The following is a 16,974-nucleotide window of genomic DNA, read 5'->3' on the forward strand; positions in this document are numbered from 1 at the left end:
CTCACCGCTCCTGGAACGCCTCCGCCAGAGCGTTCCAGAAGGGCTTGCGACTTCCCTCCCAGTCCAGCGGCAGGCCGCGATGCTTCAGCCCGTCCTTGCGCGCCACGCCAGGGTCGGAGACCAGCCAGGAATAGCGGTCGATCAACCCCCAGGTCAGGATGGTCTTCACGCCCCCGGCCAGGGCCGCCTCGGCGAACTCCTTCACCCGTGCCGCGACCAGCGCATCCCGCGCGGGGTAGCCATCGGGCACCTTCCAGGATTCCCGCACGTCCAGCTCGGTGATCAGGAGCTGCAGCCCCTCCCCAGCCAGTTCCTTGCAGAACGCCGTGAAGGAGGGCCCGCTGAAGGGCCGGTCCATCTGGAGATGCGCCTGCATCCCCACGGCATCCAGCGGCGCGCCGGCGCGGCGCAACTGCCGCACCAGGGCCAGCAGCCGCCGCCTCTTCTCCAGGCAATGCGGCGCCTCCTCCTCCACCCCGTACTCGTTCAGGGTGATCCGCAGCGTCGGGTCGCGCTCCCGCGCCAGCCGCAGTGCCAGCTCGATATAGGACGGCCCCAGCGCCCGCAGCCAGGGCGTGTCGCGCAGATCCCCGGCGCCCTGCGGCGTATCGCTGCCCGGGGGATCGGCGATCACCTCGTTCACCACGTCCCAGTCCCGGATGCCCTCGCGCGTATGCTCCAGCACGGCGGTGAAATGTGCCTCCATCACGGCACGCGCGCGCTGCGGCCCCTCGCCCAGCGCCTTTCCCAGCCAGTCGGGCATGGCGTGATGCCAGATCAGCGCATGGCCGCGCATCACCTTGCCTTCCCGCCGCGCCCAGGCGCCCATGCCGTCCAGCGGTCCAAAGTCGAACTTCCCCTCCTGCGGCTGCACCGTGCCCCATTTGCCCTCGTATTCCGGTACGAGCAGGGCGCATTCGGTGCGATAGGCGCGGGCATAGTCCGGGTTGTCGCGAAGCATCGCCGACTGCGCGGCCGCCCCGTAGCCATAGCCCCGCGACCGGGCGATCTCGCCCAGCCCGGGACCGGCCGGCTGAGCCCGTGGCGTGCCGGCCGGCATCGCCGCCACGCCTGCCCCGGCCAGCGCCGCGGCGATCAGCCGGCGCCGGTGCAGAAGATCCACGGGCGGGGTCAGGAGAAAGCCCGCGCGCGATGGGGGCCGCTCAGGAGGATTCGGGGTTCCACCACGATCCCCAAGCCGCCGGCCTCCGGCCCGTTGGTCCGCTTCGCCATGCCCATGTTCCCCATAGGACGCCACGGCGGAAACCCGCCGCAGGTCTCAAGCCGCGCCAAACCGATACCCGGATAACGTGCTGAACCTTCATTCATCACCATGCTCGGCAAAGGATCGCCCGTCACCCACGCTTTCAGGGATGTGATCGGTTGTCAGGCTCAATCTCCAGGAGATCGCACTCCTCCCGCCCTCAGCCTCCCAGGCTGACACCGGAAGGCACATATGGAAAAGGGCCGGTCCCCGAAGGAACCGGCCCTGGTCATGGTTCGGCCCGTCCGCGATGGGACGGGGACGCTCAGGCCGCGGTCGCAGCATCCCGCATGGCGCGTGCGGCGAGCACACGGCCATAGGCCTTGTCGCGCACCGCCTCGCTCTCCGCTGCGGCGGCATTCAGCTCCGTCTCGGCCTGCGCCAGGCGGCTCTCGGCCTCGGCACGCGACAGTTCGGCCACTGGCGTGGCCTCGTCGGCCAGCACCGTCACGCGGTCCGGCGTGATCTCGGCGAAGCCGCCGGCCACGAAGAGGCTTTCCGTGTCCCGCCCGCCTTCGCGCACCTTGATGAGGCCGCCCCGCAGGGCGACGATCATCGGAGCGTGCTTCGGCAGGATGCCCATCTCGCCCTCCCAGGCGGGGATGGTGACCATCTCCACCGGGCGGGAGAGCAAAAGCTTCTCCGGGCTCACCAGCTCGAGGTTGAAGGTGTCGGCCATGGCGTCAGGCCGCCTGCTTCAGGCCCTCGGCCTTCTTCACGGCTTCCTCGATGGTGCCGACCATGTAGAAGGCGGCCTCCGGCAGGTGGTCGTACTTGCCTTCCACGATGCCGGCGAAGGAGCGGATCGTGTCCTCCAGCTTCACGAACACGCCCGGCGTGCCGGTGAAGACCTCGGCCACGTGGAAGGGCTGGCTCAGGAAGCGCTGGATCTTGCGCGCGCGCGCCACGATCAGCTTGTCCTCCTCCGACAGCTCGTCCATGCCCAGGATGGCGATGATGTCCTGCAGCGACTTGTAGGTCTGCAGCACGCGCTGCACCTCGCGGGCGACGCGGTAGTGCTCCTCGCCCACCACGCGCGGGTCGAGGGCGCGGGAGGTGGAGTCCAGCGGGTCCACGGCCGGGAAGATGCCCAGCTCGGCGATCGAGCGGTTGAGCACCGTCGTGGCGTCGAGGTGGGCGAAGGACGTGGCCGGGGCCGGGTCGGTCAGGTCGTCGGCGGGCACGTAGATGGCCTGCACCGAGGTGATCGAGCCCTTCTTGGTCGAGGTGATCCGCTCCTGGAGCTGGCCCATGTCGGTGGCCAGCGTCGGCTGGTAGCCCACAGCGGAGGGGATGCGGCCCAGCAGCGCCGACACCTCGGCGCCCGCCTGGGTGAAGCGGAAGATGTTGTCGATGAAGAAGAGCACGTCCTGGCCCTGCTCATCGCGGAAGTATTCCGCCATCGACAGGCCCGAGAGCGCGACGCGCGCGCGGGCGCCCGGCGGCTCGTTCATCTGGCCATAGACCAGCGCCACCTTGGAGCCTTCGGTGTTGCCCTCGTTGAGCTTGATGACGCCCGCGTCGATCATCTCGTGATAGAGGTCGTTGCCCTCGCGGGTGCGCTCACCCACCCCGGCGAAGACCGACACGCCGCCATGGCCCTTGGCGATGTTGTTGATCAGCTCCTGGATGGTCACGGTCTTGCCCACGCCGGCGCCGCCGAACAGGCCGATCTTGCCGCCCTTCAGATAAGGCGCCAGCAGGTCGATGACCTTGATGCCCGTCACCAGGATCTCGGCCGCCGTCGCCTGCTCGTCGAAGGGCGGAGCCTCGCGGTGGATGGTGTAGGTCTTCTGGTGCGGCACCGCGCCCCGCTCGTCGATCGGCTCGCCGATCACGTTCAGGATGCGGCCCAGCGTGCCCTCGCCCACCGGCACGGCGATGCCCTTGCCCGTGTCCACCACCTCGGTGCCGCGGACGAGGCCGTCCGTGGTGTCCATGGCGATGCAGCGCACGGTACGCTCGCCCAGCTCCTGGGCGACTTCCAGCACCAGGGTGCGATCGCCGACCTTGGTGGTCAGCGCGTTCAGGATATAGGGCAGCTCCGAGGGGAACTGCACGTCCACCACGGCGCCCAGCACCTGGGTGACCTTACCGACGTTGTTCTTCATGTCCTGCTTTTCCCCAGGGCTTTTCAGCTGATGCGATTCACGCTTCGCGACCGCATCAGACGGCCGAGGCGCCGGAGATGATCTCGATCAGCTCCGTGGTGATGTTGGCCTGACGCGTGCGGTTGTAGCTCAGCGTCAGCTTGTTGATCATGTCGCCCGCATTGCGCGTGGCGTTGTCCATGGCGTTCATCTGCGCGCCATAGAACCCGGCCACGGATTCCAGCAGCGCGCGGTAGATCTGGATGGACAGGTTCTTCGGCAGGAGCTGCTCCAGCAGCTCCTCCTCGCCCGGCTCGTACTCGTACAGGGCGCCGTCGCTGCTCGCCGCGGCCTTGGCCTCGTCGCCCGAAGGCGCCGGGACCGCGGCCGGGATCAGCTGCTGCTCGGACGGGATCTGGGCGATCACCGACTGGAAGCGGTTGTAGATCAGCGAGCACACATCGAACTCGCCGGCCTCCAGCATCGCCGTCACCGTCGCCGCCACCGCATCAGCCTGCTCGAAGCTCAGGCGCTTGACCTGGGCATAGGAGACCTCCTCGACGAAGCGGCTGCCGAAGTCGCGGCGCAGATAGGTGGCGCCCTTGCGGCCGACCGTGATCACCTTCACGGTCTTGCCCTTGGCCTCCAGCTCCCGGATGCGGTTGCGCGCGAAGCGCCCCACATTGGTGTTGAAGGCGCCGGCCAGACCACGCTCGCCCGTCACCACGATCAGCAGATGCACCTGGTCGGCGCCGGAACCCACCAGCATCCGCGGCGCGTCGGGGCTGCCTGCCACCGCCGAGCCGAGGGAGGCCAGCATGCGCTCCATCCGCTCGGCATAGGGACGCGCCGCCTCGGCCTGCTGCTGCGCACGGCGCAGCTTGGCCGCGGCGACCATCTTCATGGCCTGCGTGATCTTGCGGGTCGACTTCACCGACGCGATGCGCGCCCGCAGGGCCTTCAGATTCGCCATCGGCCTTGCTCCTTACCTCTCGGGCCTCAGGAGAAGGACTTGGCGAAGCTGTCGAGGAAGGCCGTCAGCTTGTTCTCGGTCTCCTTGGAGATCACGCCCTCCGTGCGGATGGCCTCCAGGATGCCGGGCTGCGCCGCCCTCAGCTCGGACAGCATCCGCGCCTCGAAGCTGGTGACCTTGTTCACCTCGATCCGGTCCAGATAGCCGCGCGTGCCGGCGAAGATCGACACCACCTGCTCCTCCACCGGCATCGGCGAGAACTGCGGCTGCTTCAGCAGCTCGGTCAGGCGCGCGCCACGGGCCAGCAGGGCCTGGGTGGAGGCGTCGAGATCCGAGGCGAACTGCGAGAAGGCCGCCATCTCGCGGTACTGGGCGAGGTCGAGCTTGATCTTGCCCGCAACCTGCTTCATCGCCTTGATCTGCGCCGCCGAGCCCACGCGGGACACCGACAGGCCGACATTCACGGCCGGGCGGATGCCCTTGTAGAACAGCTCGGTCTCCAGGAAGATCTGGCCGTCGGTGATCGAGATCACGTTGGTCGGGATATAGGCCGACACGTCGCCCGCCTGCGTCTCGATCACGGGCAGCGCCGTCAGCGAGCCCGCGCCGAAATCGTCGTTCATCTTGGCGGCGCGCTCCAGCAGGCGGGAGTGCAGGTAGAACACGTCGCCCGGATAGGCCTCGCGTCCCGGCGGGCGCCGCAGCAGCAGCGACATCTGGCGATAGGCCACGGCCTGCTTGGACAGATCATCATAGATGATCAGCGCATGCATGCCGTTGTCGCGGAAATACTCGCCCATGGCGCAGGCGGAATAGGGCGCCAGGAACTGCATCGGCGCCGGCTCGGAGGCGGTGGCGGCGACCACGATGGAATACTCCATCGCGCCCTGCTCCTCCAGCGTGCGCACGAGCTGTGCCACGGTGGAGCGCTTCTGCCCGATGGCGACGTAGATGCAGTAGAGCTTCTTGCTCTCGTCCGTGCCCTGGTTGATGGGCTTCTGGTTCAGGATGGTGTCCATCAGCACGGCGGACTTGCCGGTCTGGCGGTCACCGATCACCAGCTCGCGCTGGCCGCGGCCGATGGGGATCAGGGCGTCGATGGCCTTGATGCCCGTCTGCATCGGCTCGTGCACCGACTTGCGCGGGATGATGCCGGGCGCCTTCACCTCGGCCAGGCGGCGCTCGGTGAACTGGATCGGCCCCTTGCCGTCGATCGGGTTGCCCAGGCCATCGACCACGCGGCCCAGCAGGCCCTTGCCCACCGGCACGTCCACGATGGTGCCGGTGCGGGAGACGGTGTCGCCCTCGCGGATCGCGCTGTCATCGCCCAGCACCACGATGCCGACATTGTCGGATTCGAGGTTCAGGGCCATGCCCTTCACGCCGGCGCCGGGGAAGTCCACCAGCTCACCGGCCATGACGTTCTGCAGGCCATAGACCCGGGCGATGCCGTCGCCGATGGTCAGCACGGTGCCGACCTCGGAGACATTCGCCTCGGAATCGAAGCCGGCGATCTGCTTCTTGAGGATCTCGGAGATCTCGGCGGGACGGATGTCCATGTTCAGGCGGCCCCCTTCATGGCGTAGCTCAGGCGCTGGAGCCTGGACTTGATGGATGTGTCGTAGAGGCGGGAGCCGATCTTGAGGATCATCCCCCCGAGGATGGACGGGTCGATGCGTTCGACCAGCCGAACGTTGGAATAGCCCGCCTCGGTCAGGCGGGCCGCGATCTGGTTCCGCTGCGTGTCGCTCAGCGGGTGGGCAGTCGTGACCTCGGCCGTCTGCTGGCCCCGGCTCTCGGCGAGCAGCAGGGCGAAGGAGGCCGCCACCTCCGGCAGGGCGGCGAGGCGGCGGTTGTTCACCAGCACGCCGACGAGGTTGCGCACATCCCCGGTGATGCCGGTGCGCTCCAGCACCGCGAAGGCGCCTTTCTGCTGCTGCGCGGCATCGAGCCGGGGGTCGGAAACGAAGGCGCGGAACGGCGCGTCGTCGCGCCACAGCGTCTGGAGGGTTTCCATGTCCGCCGCGACCTGGTCCACCGAGCGGTGCTCCCGGGCGAGGTCGAGGAGCGCCTGCGCGTAGCGTTGCGCGAGTCCGGTAGCGCGGGGCGCGTCGGGCGAAACGGTGGTCGCGTCAGAGGCCACGTGAGTTCCCGTATCGTGAGTTGAGCCACGGCCGAGAAGCCGGGCGCGCGCTGAGGGAAACCCTCTCGCAGCGCGGGCGCCTTAACATATGGAAAGCCGTTGCGGCAACTGGGCGAGGGGGCTTCCAAGGACTTCTGACGCGGCTTTGCGGCAACAGGATGCCCGGGCCGTGGCTTCCGGGCCAGGGAAAACCTCCATCCCCGCCTCCCCGGCCCTGTCCGGCGGGTCCCGGAGGCCGGAATCGCGAATCCGGCAACGCAACTTTCCCGCGTGTAACTTCTCGCTCATTGCAGCGATTGATTCGCATGGCCCACTTGTTGACCCCTTGCCCCGAGGAGCATGCGCCATGAGCGGAACCGAGAAGAAGAGCCCATCCCGCCAGGAAGAGGAGAAACTGGACGAGACGGTGGAGGAAAGCTTCCCCGCCTCCGACCCGGCCTCCCATACCGGCGTGACCGGCCCGGTCGTGGACCCGATCGAGGACCTGCCGCCCGAGGAACGCGAGAAGGACACCCCGCACGAAACGATCCGCGACTGGCGCGGCACCTATCCCATCGATGTCTGAGCGCGAGCCAAGGCCCTGAGGCACCCGGGGCGGGAGGCCGTCCCTACTCAGGGGCGCGGCGGAAGCGAGAGGCCGCTGCCGCCCAGGGCCACCGCCGGAATGCCCGATCCGGCCCGCCCCCAGGGGGCGGCCGGGCCGGACAGGCAAGGAGCGGTTGCCCCGCCCCCTGCCGCAACCTCCCCGTCATCCGCCCGCCCTTCATTCGCCCGGTGCCCGGGCAGGCAGCCGTCCACAGCCGGCCCGCGCCCGCGCACCCCCGGCACCCGTCCCGCCATCCGCCCCGATACCCAGCCGATGCCGAAGGCACCGATCAGGCCCCCCAGCAGGGGCAAGGCGGCCACCATCCCCTGCCCCGGACCGAACTCCTCCATGGCCTGGTCCGGGATGCCGGGAATGCTTCCAGTGCCGTAGCCACACAGGAAGCCCGCCACGGCCATCGCCAGGGCGATGGCCAGCGGGAAGGTCCTGCCCGGGCCGTTCGCCCCAGGCGTATCGGCGGGACCAGGCGTATGGGCGGGAAGGGTGCGCGTGTCGGCCATTGGATCGCTCCGCTGGTTCGCGAAAGTCGGGCACGCGCCGGGCGCGCGCCGGAACCTCCTGGGATGTGGGGACCCCCAACATGCGGAGCCGGGGACCATGCTCTGATCCACCCGGCACGGCCGGGCGGTTCGGTGAAGATGCGCATCGGTGGGCGGAGCCCATGGGCCCCGCCGGGGGAAAGCCGGCAATCCTTTTCAGGAAAACCCGCGCCGGCAGGCCGGGTCCAGGCGGATCATTCCTTCCCGGTCCCAGACACCGATGCCCGCGCGCGGGGACACATATCGCAACGCAGCGCGCCGCTTCAACCGCAAATCCGGCCTGTAGGAACCCCGGGGCGGCGCGCCCTCAGAGGAAGCTCACAGGGTCCACATCCACCTGGATGCGCACCGAGGCCGGCACCTCGACCCGCCCCAGCCAGTCCCAGAGCAGCGGCTGCACCGCCACGTCGCGCCGGGCCTTCAGCAGCAGCCGCCGCCGGTGCCGCCCGCGCAGCAGGGCGAGCGGCGCCGGGGCGGGGCCCAGCACCTGCACCCCCTCGCCGCCCGGGGCGGAAAGCCCCAGGTCGCGCGCCACCCGGTCCGCTGCCCGCTCATCCTCCGAACTGACGATCAGCGCCGCCAGCCGTCCGAAGGGCGGCCAGCCGCCGGGCCGGCGGGCGGAAGCCTCCTCCGCCATGAAGCTGTCCAGGTCGCCCGAGACGAGGGCCATCATCACCGGATGGTCCGGCACCCAGGATTGCAGCATCACCCTCCCCGGGCTCTCGGCCCGCCCCGCGCGCCCGGAAACCTGATGGAGAAGCTGTACCGTCCGCTCCGCCGCGCGCAGGTCGCCCCCGGCCAGCCCCAGATCGGCATCCACCACCCCCACCAGCGTCAGATGCGGGAAGTGCCAGCCCTTGGCCACGATCTGCGTGCCGATCACGAGGTCCACCTCGCGCTCGGCGATCTGCCGTGCCGCCTCCGCGGCGGCGGCCGGGCCGGGGATGGTGTCGGAGGCCATGACCAGCCGCCGCGCCTCGGGAAAGAGCAGGGCCGCCTCCTCCTGCACCCGCTCCACCCCCGGCCCGATCGCGGTCAGACTGCCCTCCGCCCCGCATTCGGGGCAGAATTGCGGGGTCGGCTCGGTATGGCCGCAGTGGTGGCATTGCAGCCGCCGCTGCGCCCGGTGCTCCACCAGCCAGGCGGTGCAGTTCGGGCAGCGCATCCGGTGGCCGCAGGTCCGGCACAGGGTCAGCGGCGCATAGCCCCGCCGGTTCAGGAAGAGCATCGCCTGCTCCCCCCGCGCCAGGGTCTGGTTCACCGCCTCCACCAGCGGCGGTGCGATGAAGCGCCCCCGCTCCGGTGGCGTCTTGCGGAGGTCGAGCACCGTGACCTCGGGCAGCCCCGCCGCCCCATGCCGGCGCGGCAGGTGCAGGGCGGTGTAGCGCCCCGTCTCCGCATTGGTCAGCGTTTCCAGCGAGGGCGTGGCCGAGACCAGCACGCAGCCCGCCTGGGCGAAGCGCGCCCGCACCACCGCCATGTCCCGGGCGTGGTAGATCACGCCCTCCTCCTGCTTGAAGGCGGTCTCGTGCTCCTCGTCCACGATGATCAGGCCCAGGTCGGGGAAGGGCAGGAACAGCGCCGAGCGCGCGCCCACCAGCACCTTCGCCTCGCCCTCGGCGACCGCGCGCCAGGTGTTGCGCCGCCGCCGCCCGCCCAGTTCCGAATGCCACATCGCCGGTTCGCAGCCGAAGCGCCCCTCGAACCGCTCCAGCCATTGGGTGGAGAGCGCGATCTCCGGCAGCAGCACCAGCGCCTGCCGCCCCTGCCGCAGCGTCTCCGCCACCGCGTCCAGGTAGACCTCGGTCTTGCCGGAGCCCGTCACCCCGGCCAGCAGCGTCACGCCGAATTTCCGCGAATCCACCAGTTCGCGCAGCGAGGCGGCCGCCTGCTCCTGCTCCGGCATCAGGGACAGGCCGGGATGCGCCGGGTCGGGCGTGGGGAAGGCCACCGGGCGCGGCATCAGCGCCGGCTCCACCAGCCCGTGATCCGCGAGCCCCCGCAGCACCGCCGCCGAGGTTCCGGCCTCATCCGCGATCTCCGCCCCGGAGCGGATCTCGCCCGGCAGCAGCACGTCCAGGATCCGCCGCCGCCCTTCCGTCAGCCGGTATCCCGGCGCCCCGTTCCGCGCCGCCTCCCCCGCGGCGGAAAGCCGCCACCCCGCCTGCTGCCCCGGCGGGTCGAGCGCCGAGGGCACGCTCATCGCCATGCGCAGCACCGCGCCGGGCGGCGCCATCGTATAGGCGGCCACCCAGTCCACGAATCGCCGCAGGCTGCCGGTCATCGGCGGCACGATCAGCGTGCCGAGCAGGTTCTTCAGCTTGCCTTCGGACAGCGTCGGGTCCGGCGCCCCGTCCCAGACCACGCCGCGCAGCTCCCGCCCGCCGAAGGGCACCTCCACGAAGGTGCCGGGCGGGGGCACGGCCATGCCTTCCGGCACGCCATAGTCATAGGCGCCGTCCAGCGGCAGCGGCAGCAGCACCTTCACGCGCGGGCGCACCGGGCCGACAAGGGAACCGACACGCTTCACATGTCCAGGCTTTCTGCGGGGGGCCGCCATGGGCTATGCCTGCGCAACCAGAACGGGACCGTGACCCATGAAATTCTTCGTCGACACCGCGGATGTTTCTGAGATCCGCTCCCTGGCCGAAACCGGCCTGCTCGACGGCGTCACCACCAACCCTTCCCTGATCGCCAAGGCCAACCGGCCGATGCGGGACATCATCGCGGAAATCTGCGACATCACCCCAGGTCCCGTCTCGGCCGAGGTCACGGCGCTGGACTATGACGGCATGATGCGGGAGGGCGAGGTCCTCCGGAAGATCGCGTCCAACGTCGTGGTCAAGCTGCCGCTCACGGAAGCCGGGCTGCGGGCCTGCAAACATATGGTGAACGACGGCGCCATGGTCAACGTGACCCTGTGCTTCTCCGCCGTGCAGGCCCTGCTCGCGGCGAAGGCGGGCGCCACCTTCGTCAGCCCCTTCATCGGCCGCCTCGACGACACCGGCCAGGACGGGATGCAGCTGATCGCCGACATCATGCAGATCTACAAGGCCTATCCGCACCTCAAGACCGAGGTCCTGGCCGCCTCGGTCCGCCACCCGGTCCACCTGCTCCAGTGCGCCAGGCTCGGCGCCCATGTCGCCACCCTGCCGCCCAACGTCATCCGCGCCCTGGTCAAGCACCCGCTGACCGACAAGGGCCTGGAAGGCTTCATGGCCGACTGGAAGAAGACCGGCCAGAGCATCCTCTGACCGGGCATCCCTGGTCACGGGCCGCGAGAGTTCCGGCTTTCGCGGCCCGGTATCGCGCGGGGTCGGCAGGGCGGCCGCCCTGCCTCAGATGATCCGCCGCAGCCTGAGCAGCAGCAGCGTCACCACCACCGAGCCGAGCATCAGCCCCCCGGCCCAGAGTGTGCCGCCCTCCGGCTCGGCCCAGGCCATGCCGCCGGTGTTCATCCCGAAGAACCCCGCCACCAGGCTTGGCGGCAGCAGCACGGCGGTGATCACCGACAGGGTGTTGACGTTGCGGTTGGTCTCCGTCGCCTGCCGCGCCGACAGCTCGTCCTGCAAGGCCCGCCCATGCTCCTGCAGCGCCCGCAGGTCGTCCAGCGCCGAGAGAATGCGGCGCCGCGCCACCTCGTGGCTCTGCGCCAGCACCCAGCCCGGAAGCTCTTCATCCTCCTCGCGCAGCAGCCGCACCACCGGCGCGACCAGCCGCACCAGCCGCGTCGCATCGCGCCGCGCCACACCCAGCCGCCGCCCGCTCTCGTCCAGCCTCCGCTTCGGCGTGTCGGACAGCAGGTCGTCCTCGATCCGCCTTGCCTCGCCATCGAGCACCGCGGCCCGCTGCGCCACCCCCGCCGCGAAATGCGCCAGCACAAGATCCACCAGCGCCGCCGGGCTCCCCGGTGCGTGCCCGTCACGGGCCGCCTGCCAGGCGTGGTACAGCCCGTCCACCGAGCTCCGCCGCCCGGTGACGATCCGGTCCTCCCGCATGGCGAATCGCCAGTACGCCGCCTCCTGGGATTCGAGCCCGGCCTGATGCGGAAAGTCCGGCAGGATCCCCATCACCATCCCGGCGCGCGACTGCAGGCGCGGCGTCTCGTCCTTGTCGCGCATCAGGGCGAGGACATCCTCCTCCCATCCTTCCGCCTGGATCGCGGGAAAGGCCGCGGGCGTCACCAGGTCGTAGTGGGTCCAGCGCCATCCGGGCATGTCCAGAGCCCAGACACGGCCATGGGTCCGGCCGCCCTCCTCCTGAAGCGGCGGGATCATGCGGGCCGGCGGCACGCGCCCGGGCGGCACGCGGAATCCAGGGATGTCATGCGGCCCGCACTACGCCCGGCACCGCCGCGCGGCGAGTGTCCGTTCCATGACAGGAGCCAGCCCCGGTGCCGCGCCATTCCCGCCATGGCGGGCCCGGCATCCGCCTTGCTAGGCTTCCGGCCATGCCGGCCCATATCGCCTTCCACCTGAACGACGAGCCGCGGCACCTGCCGCCGGAACTCTCGCCCACCACCACCCTGCTCGACTGGCTGCGCGGCCCCGCCGCCCTGACCGGCACGAAGGAAGGCTGCGCCGAGGGCGATTGCGGCGCCTGCACCGTGGTGCTGGAGGAAGCGGACGGCGCCCGCGTGGCGGTGAATTCCTGCCTCCTCACCCTGGGCCAGATCCATGGCCGCCGCCTGCGCACCGTGGAGGGGCTGCGCGCCCCCGACGGCACCGCCCATCCCGTGCCGCAGACCCTGGCCGCCTGCAACGGCACGCAATGCGGCTTCTGCACCCCCGGCATCGTCATGTCCGCCTGGGCGCACCAGACCGAGGGCGGCGACCCGCACGAGGCCCTGGCCGGCAATCTCTGCCGCTGCACCGGCTACCGCCCCATCCTGGAAGCCTTCGCCCGCCTTCCGGCCGAACCCGCCGCGCCCCCGCCCCCGGCGCCCCTGCCGCCCGCCCCGCTCCTGCAAAGCGGAAGCCAGCGCTTCCACCGCCCCTCCAGCCTCGCGGAGCTCACCGCCCTCCGCGCCGCCCATCCCGGCGCCTGGCTGCTCGCCGGCGGCACCGATCTCGGCCTGCGCATCTCCGAGCACCGGGAGGTACCGGAGGCGGTGATCTGCCCCCTCGATGTCCCCGAACTCGCCATCGCGGAGGTCACGCCCGAGGGGATGCGCATCGGCGCGGCCCTCCCCTACCGCCGCCTTCTCGCCCTCTGCGCCACGGAACCCGGCTACGCCCCCTTCGCCAGCCTGCTCCGCCGCCTCGGCTCCCGCCAGATCCGCGGCATGGGCACGCTCGGCGGCAATCTCGGCACCGCCTCCCCCATCGGCGACGCCCTGCCCCCGCTGCTCGCCCTCGGCGCCACCCTTCGCCTCGCCAGCCCGGAAGGCGAGCGCGAGATGCCGGTGGAGGACTTCCTCACCGGCTATCGCCGCAACGCCCTGAAACCCACGGGCGAGGTCATCCGCGACATCTTTCTCCCCCGCCCGCCGGATGGCGCCCTGCTGGCCTGCGAGAAGCTGTCCCGCCGCCACGACCAGGACATCACCGCCGTCGGCCTCAGCGTCCTGCTCACCCGCGACGGCGATCGCATCGGCCACGCCCGCATCGCCCATGGCGGCCTCGGCCCCAAAGCGGCCCGCGCCCCCGGCGCCGAGGCTGCCCTCACGGGTGCCCCCTTCGCGGAGGCCAGCTTCGCCACCGCCGCCGAGGCCCTGATGGCCGAGATCGCCCCGCTCGACGACCTCCGCGCCAGCGCCGCCTACCGCAAGCGCGCCGCCGGCAACCTTCTCCGCCGCCTCTGGCACCGCTGGTCCGGGCAGGAAGCCGCCTGATGGACACGAACCCGCCCACCAACCTCACCCGCACCGCCGGCGCCCCCGTCCCGCATGACAGCGCCCTCGCCCACTGCACCGGCCAGGCCCGCTTCGCCGACGACATCCCGGACCTCCCCGGCACCCTCCACGCCGCGCTGATCCTGTCCGACACCGCCCATGCCCGCCTGCTCGGCCTCCACACGGAGGAAGCCCGCGCGCATCTCGGCGTCGTCGCTGTCATCACCCCCGCCGACATCCCCGGCGCCAACGACATCTCCCCCGCCCACAAGCCGGGCGAGCAACTTTTCGCGGAAACCGAGATCCTCCACTGGGGCCAGCCGCTGGGCATGGTCGTCGCCACCACCCGCGACGCCGCCATCGCCGCCGCCAAGGCGGTCGCCGCCGAGGTGGAGAAACTGCCCCCCGTCCTTTCCATCGAGGACGCGCTGGAGGCGGGTGACCTCCTCCTCCCCCTATGGTCATGACCACGGGCGATGTGGCGCAGGCCCTCGCCACCGCCCCCCGCACCCTCTCCGGCGAGTTCCGCTGCGGCGGGCAGGAGCATTTCTACCTCGAAGGCCAGATCTGCCTCGCCATCCCCGGGGAGGATGGCGACCTCACCCTCCATTCCTCCACCCAGCACCCGACCGAGGTGCAGCACATCGCCGCCCGTATCCTCGGCTGCGACTACAACCGCATCACCGTCCAGACCCGCCGCATGGGCGGTGGCTTCGGCGGCAAGGAAAGCAACGCCTCCTGGGTCGGCGCCGCCGCGGCGCTGGCCGCCCACCGCACCGGCCGCCCGGTCAAGCTCCGCCTGTCCCGCAAGGCCGACATGGCCGCCACCGGCAAGCGGCACCCCTTCCTCTATCGTTGGACGGCCGGCTTCGACGACACGGGCCGCCTGCTCGCCCTCGACGCCTTCATGGTCGCCGATGGCGGCCACACCCTCGACCTCTCGACCGGCGTCATCTTCCGCGCCGTCACCCACGCCCTCAACGCCCTCGACGTGCCGCACACCCGCATCGACGGCCGCGTCGTCCGCACCAACACCGTCAGCAACACCGCCTTCCGCGGCTTCGGCGGCCCCCAGGGCGTGCTGCTGACGGAGGATGTCGTCCGCCATGTCGCCCGGGCCCTGGGCTCCACCCCCGAGGCCGTCCGCGCCCGCAACTTCGCCGGTGGCGAGAACAACGACAAAACCCCCTACGGCCAGACCCTGGAGGGCGACCTCATCCGCCGCGTCTGGGCCGAGACCCAGGCCCTCTCCGGCTGGGACGCCCGCCGCGCCGCCGTGGACGCCTTCAACGCCGCCCACCCCTACAAGCGGCGCGGCCTCGGCTCCTTCGTCCTCGCCTTCGGCATCTCCTTCGGCGTCCAGAGCATGAACCAGGCCGGTGCCCTGGTGCATGTCTATGCCGATGGCTCCATCCGCCTGAACCATGGCGGCACCGAGATGGGCCAGGGCCTCTTCATCAAGGTCGCCCAGATCGTCGCCGAGACCTTCGGCGTCCCCCTGTCCCGCGTCCGCATCACCGCCACCAGCACGGCGGAGGTTCCCAACACCTCCCCCACCGCCGCCAGCACCGGCACCGACCTCAACGGCTGGGCCGCCCAGATCGCCGCCACCGCCATCCGCGCCCGGATGATCGAGGCCGCCGCCGAGCACTGGTCCGTGGACCCCGCCGAGATCACCCTGGCCGATGACGAGGCCCGCGCCGGCAACCACCGCCTCGGCTTCGGCGAACTCGCCCGCCTCTGCCACGCGAAACGCGTCTCCCTCTCCGCCGCCGGCCACTACAAGACCCCCGGCCTGAGCTGGGACCCCGTCGCCATGCGCGGCGAGCCCTTCTTCTACTTCTCCTATGGCGCCTCGGTCGCGGAGGTGGAGGTGGACACCCTGACCGGCGAGCACCGCTGCACCGGCGCCTGGCTGGTCCAGGACTGCGGCCGCTCCCTCAACCCCGCCGTGGACCTCGGCCAGATCGAGGGCGCCTTCGTCCAGGGCCTGGGCTGGCTCACCTGCGAGGAACTCTGGTGGGACGCGCAGGGCCGCCTCCGCACCCTAGGCCCCTCCACCTACAAGATCCCCGGCTCCCGCGACGTGCCGGAGGTCTTCGAGGTGCGGCTGCTGGCGGATGCCCCCGCCCGGGCGGACACCATCTTCCGCTCCAAGGCCGTGGGGGAGCCGCCGCTGATGCTGGCGACGGCGGTGTGGAACGCGCTGGCCGATGCGGCGGGGGTGGAGCGGCTGGATGCGCCGGTGACGCCGGAGCGGATGCTGGAGGCGTTCGAGGGTGGGGGTTAGGTGGCGTGGCTTGCGGTTGGCTCTGGGGGAAAGGCCCCGCCTTTGCCCCCAGCCCCCCTTATCTGCCGCATCGTTAAGAATGTTATTCTTCTAGATTAACAAATGAAAAGGTAATATCAGAATAAAATCACCCGCAGCAGTGGCCACAAGATTAAATTGCCCATTTAAATTTCGGAACGCTGTGGGTTGCGACGCTCACGCGCCTGTCTTACCAATTGATCGAAACATGCACGGACAGAGCCATCCTCGTCATCACCATATTTTCGTTCCAAACTCCGGATGGTGAAATGCACCCTAGCCATCTCTTGATAGTAGTCCATAAAAATATAATTCAGCCCCCCGCCAGCAATACTTCCAGCTATCGGCACCGCCTGCGCAAGCGCCTTTTCTGATAAAGGCACAACCAATCTAGCAGCAATACGTTTGATGATTATTTCAATAGCCGTATGCGCAAGCACAGCGCGCGTGGACCAGTAACCAACTTCGATTTCATCATCTTCTTCGCCAGGCCCCCCGAACGCCAGCACCTCCAAACAAGCTCGTTTACCATCATCCGAACTAATATCTTCTCCATGCGCTCGTGCTATTTCGGCAACCGACCGCATAATCATCAAGGTAGAAGCCGGAATATCGATAGCCATTCCAGGAGCGCCAAAAAAACCACCTGCGGCCCCTGTGATCGAAGCAATAGCTTTGTTGAACCACGACCAAGGCTCTCTTTCACCTTGAGGGTCGAGGCCCAACGTCGCAATATCATGCCCTTTCCACAGTGCTTCTTCTGCAAGCCCTTGAATTTGGTCTCGCCAACCTTCACCCAAGATCTTGTCGCCAAAGCCTGCAGCTGCGCCTCCAATCTGTTCTACAACTCCCCCCAATAAGCTAGTAATCCTCACCACTAGTCCACGCTGATCAATGAGTATACACGCAGCCGACCATAATTTTTCCCGATCTTCAGGCGACAGAATAGCACATGAATTTCCCTTATAATTTGGGTATTTGGCAGGATATGACATCTAACATCTCATCATTAAATTCCACATAAAAGCACGGCTTTATTTCAACCTCAAGTGGTGCAGTTAATAAAAACACAACCTATCTAGCATGTTAGGCTTTGGGTAGAAGTTTTGATTGAATCTTCCAAGTCATAGGGTGATCAGAGAAAAATATTGCGCTCTCAAAGTAAATATCAAAAGAGGAGACAAGCGCGAGAAAATTCACTTCTATGAGCGACAGAAAAT

The 16,974-nt window shown here is 69.1% G+C and carries 15 protein-coding genes; 5 read left to right on the forward strand and 10 right to left on the reverse strand.

What is annotated here, in order from left to right:
- Position 1: 1 nt before the first annotated feature.
- The 6 genes from MVG78_RS00840 to MVG78_RS00865 all read right to left on the reverse strand — a co-directional run bounded on the left by MVG78_RS00840 (position 2) and on the right by MVG78_RS00865 (position 6,470).
- The gene (locus MVG78_RS00840) at positions 2 to 1,123 is read right to left on the reverse strand and encodes an endo-1,4-beta-xylanase (RefSeq protein WP_247557362.1); all 1,122 of its coding nucleotides are present in this window, start codon (positions 1,121 to 1,123) and stop codon (positions 2 to 4) included.
- Between the two features lie 406 nt (positions 1,124 to 1,529).
- Positions 1,530 to 1,943, reverse strand: a complete 414-nt coding sequence (gene atpC / locus MVG78_RS00845; protein ID WP_247557364.1) for an ATP synthase F1 subunit epsilon — start codon at positions 1,941 to 1,943, stop codon at positions 1,530 to 1,532.
- Positions 1,944 to 1,947: 4 nt separating this feature from the next.
- Complete coding sequence (gene atpD, locus MVG78_RS00850) at positions 1,948 to 3,375, reverse strand: F0F1 ATP synthase subunit beta (RefSeq protein WP_247557367.1); 1,428 nt, start codon at positions 3,373 to 3,375, stop codon at positions 1,948 to 1,950.
- 55 nt (positions 3,376 to 3,430) lie between these two features.
- A complete protein-coding gene (locus tag MVG78_RS00855; protein ID WP_247557370.1) occupies positions 3,431 to 4,327 on the reverse strand; it encodes a F0F1 ATP synthase subunit gamma in 897 nt (298 codons plus the stop codon).
- Positions 4,328 to 4,353: 26 nt separating this feature from the next.
- Positions 4,354 to 5,886 carry a F0F1 ATP synthase subunit alpha gene (gene atpA / locus MVG78_RS00860; RefSeq protein ID WP_247557373.1) on the reverse strand — a complete coding sequence of 511 codons (1,533 nt, stop codon included), beginning with the start codon at positions 5,884 to 5,886 and terminating at the stop codon, positions 4,354 to 4,356.
- 2 nt (positions 5,887 to 5,888) lie between these two features.
- Positions 5,889 to 6,470 (reverse strand): F0F1 ATP synthase subunit delta, encoded by a 582-nt coding sequence (locus MVG78_RS00865; protein ID WP_247557375.1) that lies wholly within the window; start codon positions 6,468 to 6,470, stop codon positions 5,889 to 5,891.
- A 346-nt stretch (positions 6,471 to 6,816) separates the two neighbouring features.
- Here MVG78_RS00865 and MVG78_RS00870 point away from each other — a divergent pair, with 346 nt between their 5' ends.
- Positions 6,817 to 7,035, forward strand: a complete 219-nt coding sequence (locus tag MVG78_RS00870; protein WP_247557378.1) for a hypothetical protein — start codon at positions 6,817 to 6,819, stop codon at positions 7,033 to 7,035.
- Positions 7,036 to 7,082: 47 nt separating this feature from the next.
- Here the strand turns inward: MVG78_RS00870 and MVG78_RS00875 are convergent, their stop codons facing one another.
- Together MVG78_RS00875 and MVG78_RS00880 are read right to left on the reverse strand one after the other, a co-directional pair.
- Positions 7,083 to 7,574: a hypothetical protein gene (locus MVG78_RS00875; RefSeq protein WP_247557381.1), complete on the reverse strand. Its 492-nt coding sequence runs from the start codon at positions 7,572 to 7,574 to the stop codon at positions 7,083 to 7,085.
- A 346-nt stretch (positions 7,575 to 7,920) separates the two neighbouring features.
- Positions 7,921 to 10,173 carry a primosomal protein N' gene (locus MVG78_RS00880; RefSeq protein WP_428480720.1) on the reverse strand — a complete coding sequence of 751 codons (2,253 nt, stop codon included), beginning with the start codon at positions 10,171 to 10,173 and terminating at the stop codon, positions 7,921 to 7,923.
- Between the two features lie 37 nt (positions 10,174 to 10,210).
- Between MVG78_RS00880 and fsa the strand changes: the two genes are divergently transcribed.
- Positions 10,211 to 10,867, forward strand: coding sequence for a fructose-6-phosphate aldolase (fsa, locus tag MVG78_RS00885; RefSeq protein WP_247557387.1), 657 nt, complete (start codon positions 10,211 to 10,213; stop codon positions 10,865 to 10,867).
- Positions 10,868 to 10,951: 84 nt separating this feature from the next.
- Here fsa and MVG78_RS00890 read toward each other — a convergent pair whose 3' ends face one another.
- Positions 10,952 to 11,920: a CorA family divalent cation transporter gene (locus MVG78_RS00890; RefSeq protein WP_247557389.1), complete on the reverse strand. Its 969-nt coding sequence runs from the start codon at positions 11,918 to 11,920 to the stop codon at positions 10,952 to 10,954.
- 143 nt (positions 11,921 to 12,063) lie between these two features.
- Here MVG78_RS00890 and MVG78_RS00895 point away from each other — a divergent pair, with 143 nt between their 5' ends.
- Genes MVG78_RS00895 through MVG78_RS00905 form a run of 3 tightly spaced genes read left to right on the forward strand, consistent with a single transcriptional unit; the run spans position 12,064 to position 15,736 of the window.
- The gene (locus MVG78_RS00895; RefSeq protein ID WP_247557392.1) at positions 12,064 to 13,446 is read left to right on the forward strand and encodes a xanthine dehydrogenase small subunit; all 1,383 of its coding nucleotides are present in this window, start codon (positions 12,064 to 12,066) and stop codon (positions 13,444 to 13,446) included.
- Positions 13,446 to 13,913, forward strand: a complete 468-nt coding sequence (locus MVG78_RS00900) for a hypothetical protein (protein WP_247557395.1) — start codon at positions 13,446 to 13,448, stop codon at positions 13,911 to 13,913. Before MVG78_RS00895 ends, MVG78_RS00900 begins: the two co-directional genes overlap by 1 nt.
- Positions 13,904 to 15,736 (forward strand): xanthine dehydrogenase molybdopterin binding subunit, encoded by a 1,833-nt coding sequence (locus MVG78_RS00905; RefSeq protein ID WP_247557398.1) that lies wholly within the window; start codon positions 13,904 to 13,906, stop codon positions 15,734 to 15,736. The genes MVG78_RS00900 and MVG78_RS00905 overlap by 10 nt, the downstream gene beginning before the upstream one ends.
- 164 nt (positions 15,737 to 15,900) lie before the next feature.
- Here the strand turns inward: MVG78_RS00905 and MVG78_RS00910 are convergent, their stop codons facing one another.
- Positions 15,901 to 16,749 (reverse strand): EcsC family protein, encoded by an 849-nt coding sequence (locus MVG78_RS00910; protein ID WP_247557400.1) that lies wholly within the window; start codon positions 16,747 to 16,749, stop codon positions 15,901 to 15,903.
- Positions 16,750 to 16,974 lie beyond the last annotated feature (225 nt).

The organism is Roseomonas gilardii subsp. gilardii, from assembly GCF_023078375.1.
GTDB classification, from domain to species: Bacteria; Pseudomonadota; Alphaproteobacteria; order Acetobacterales; family Acetobacteraceae; genus Roseomonas; species Roseomonas gilardii.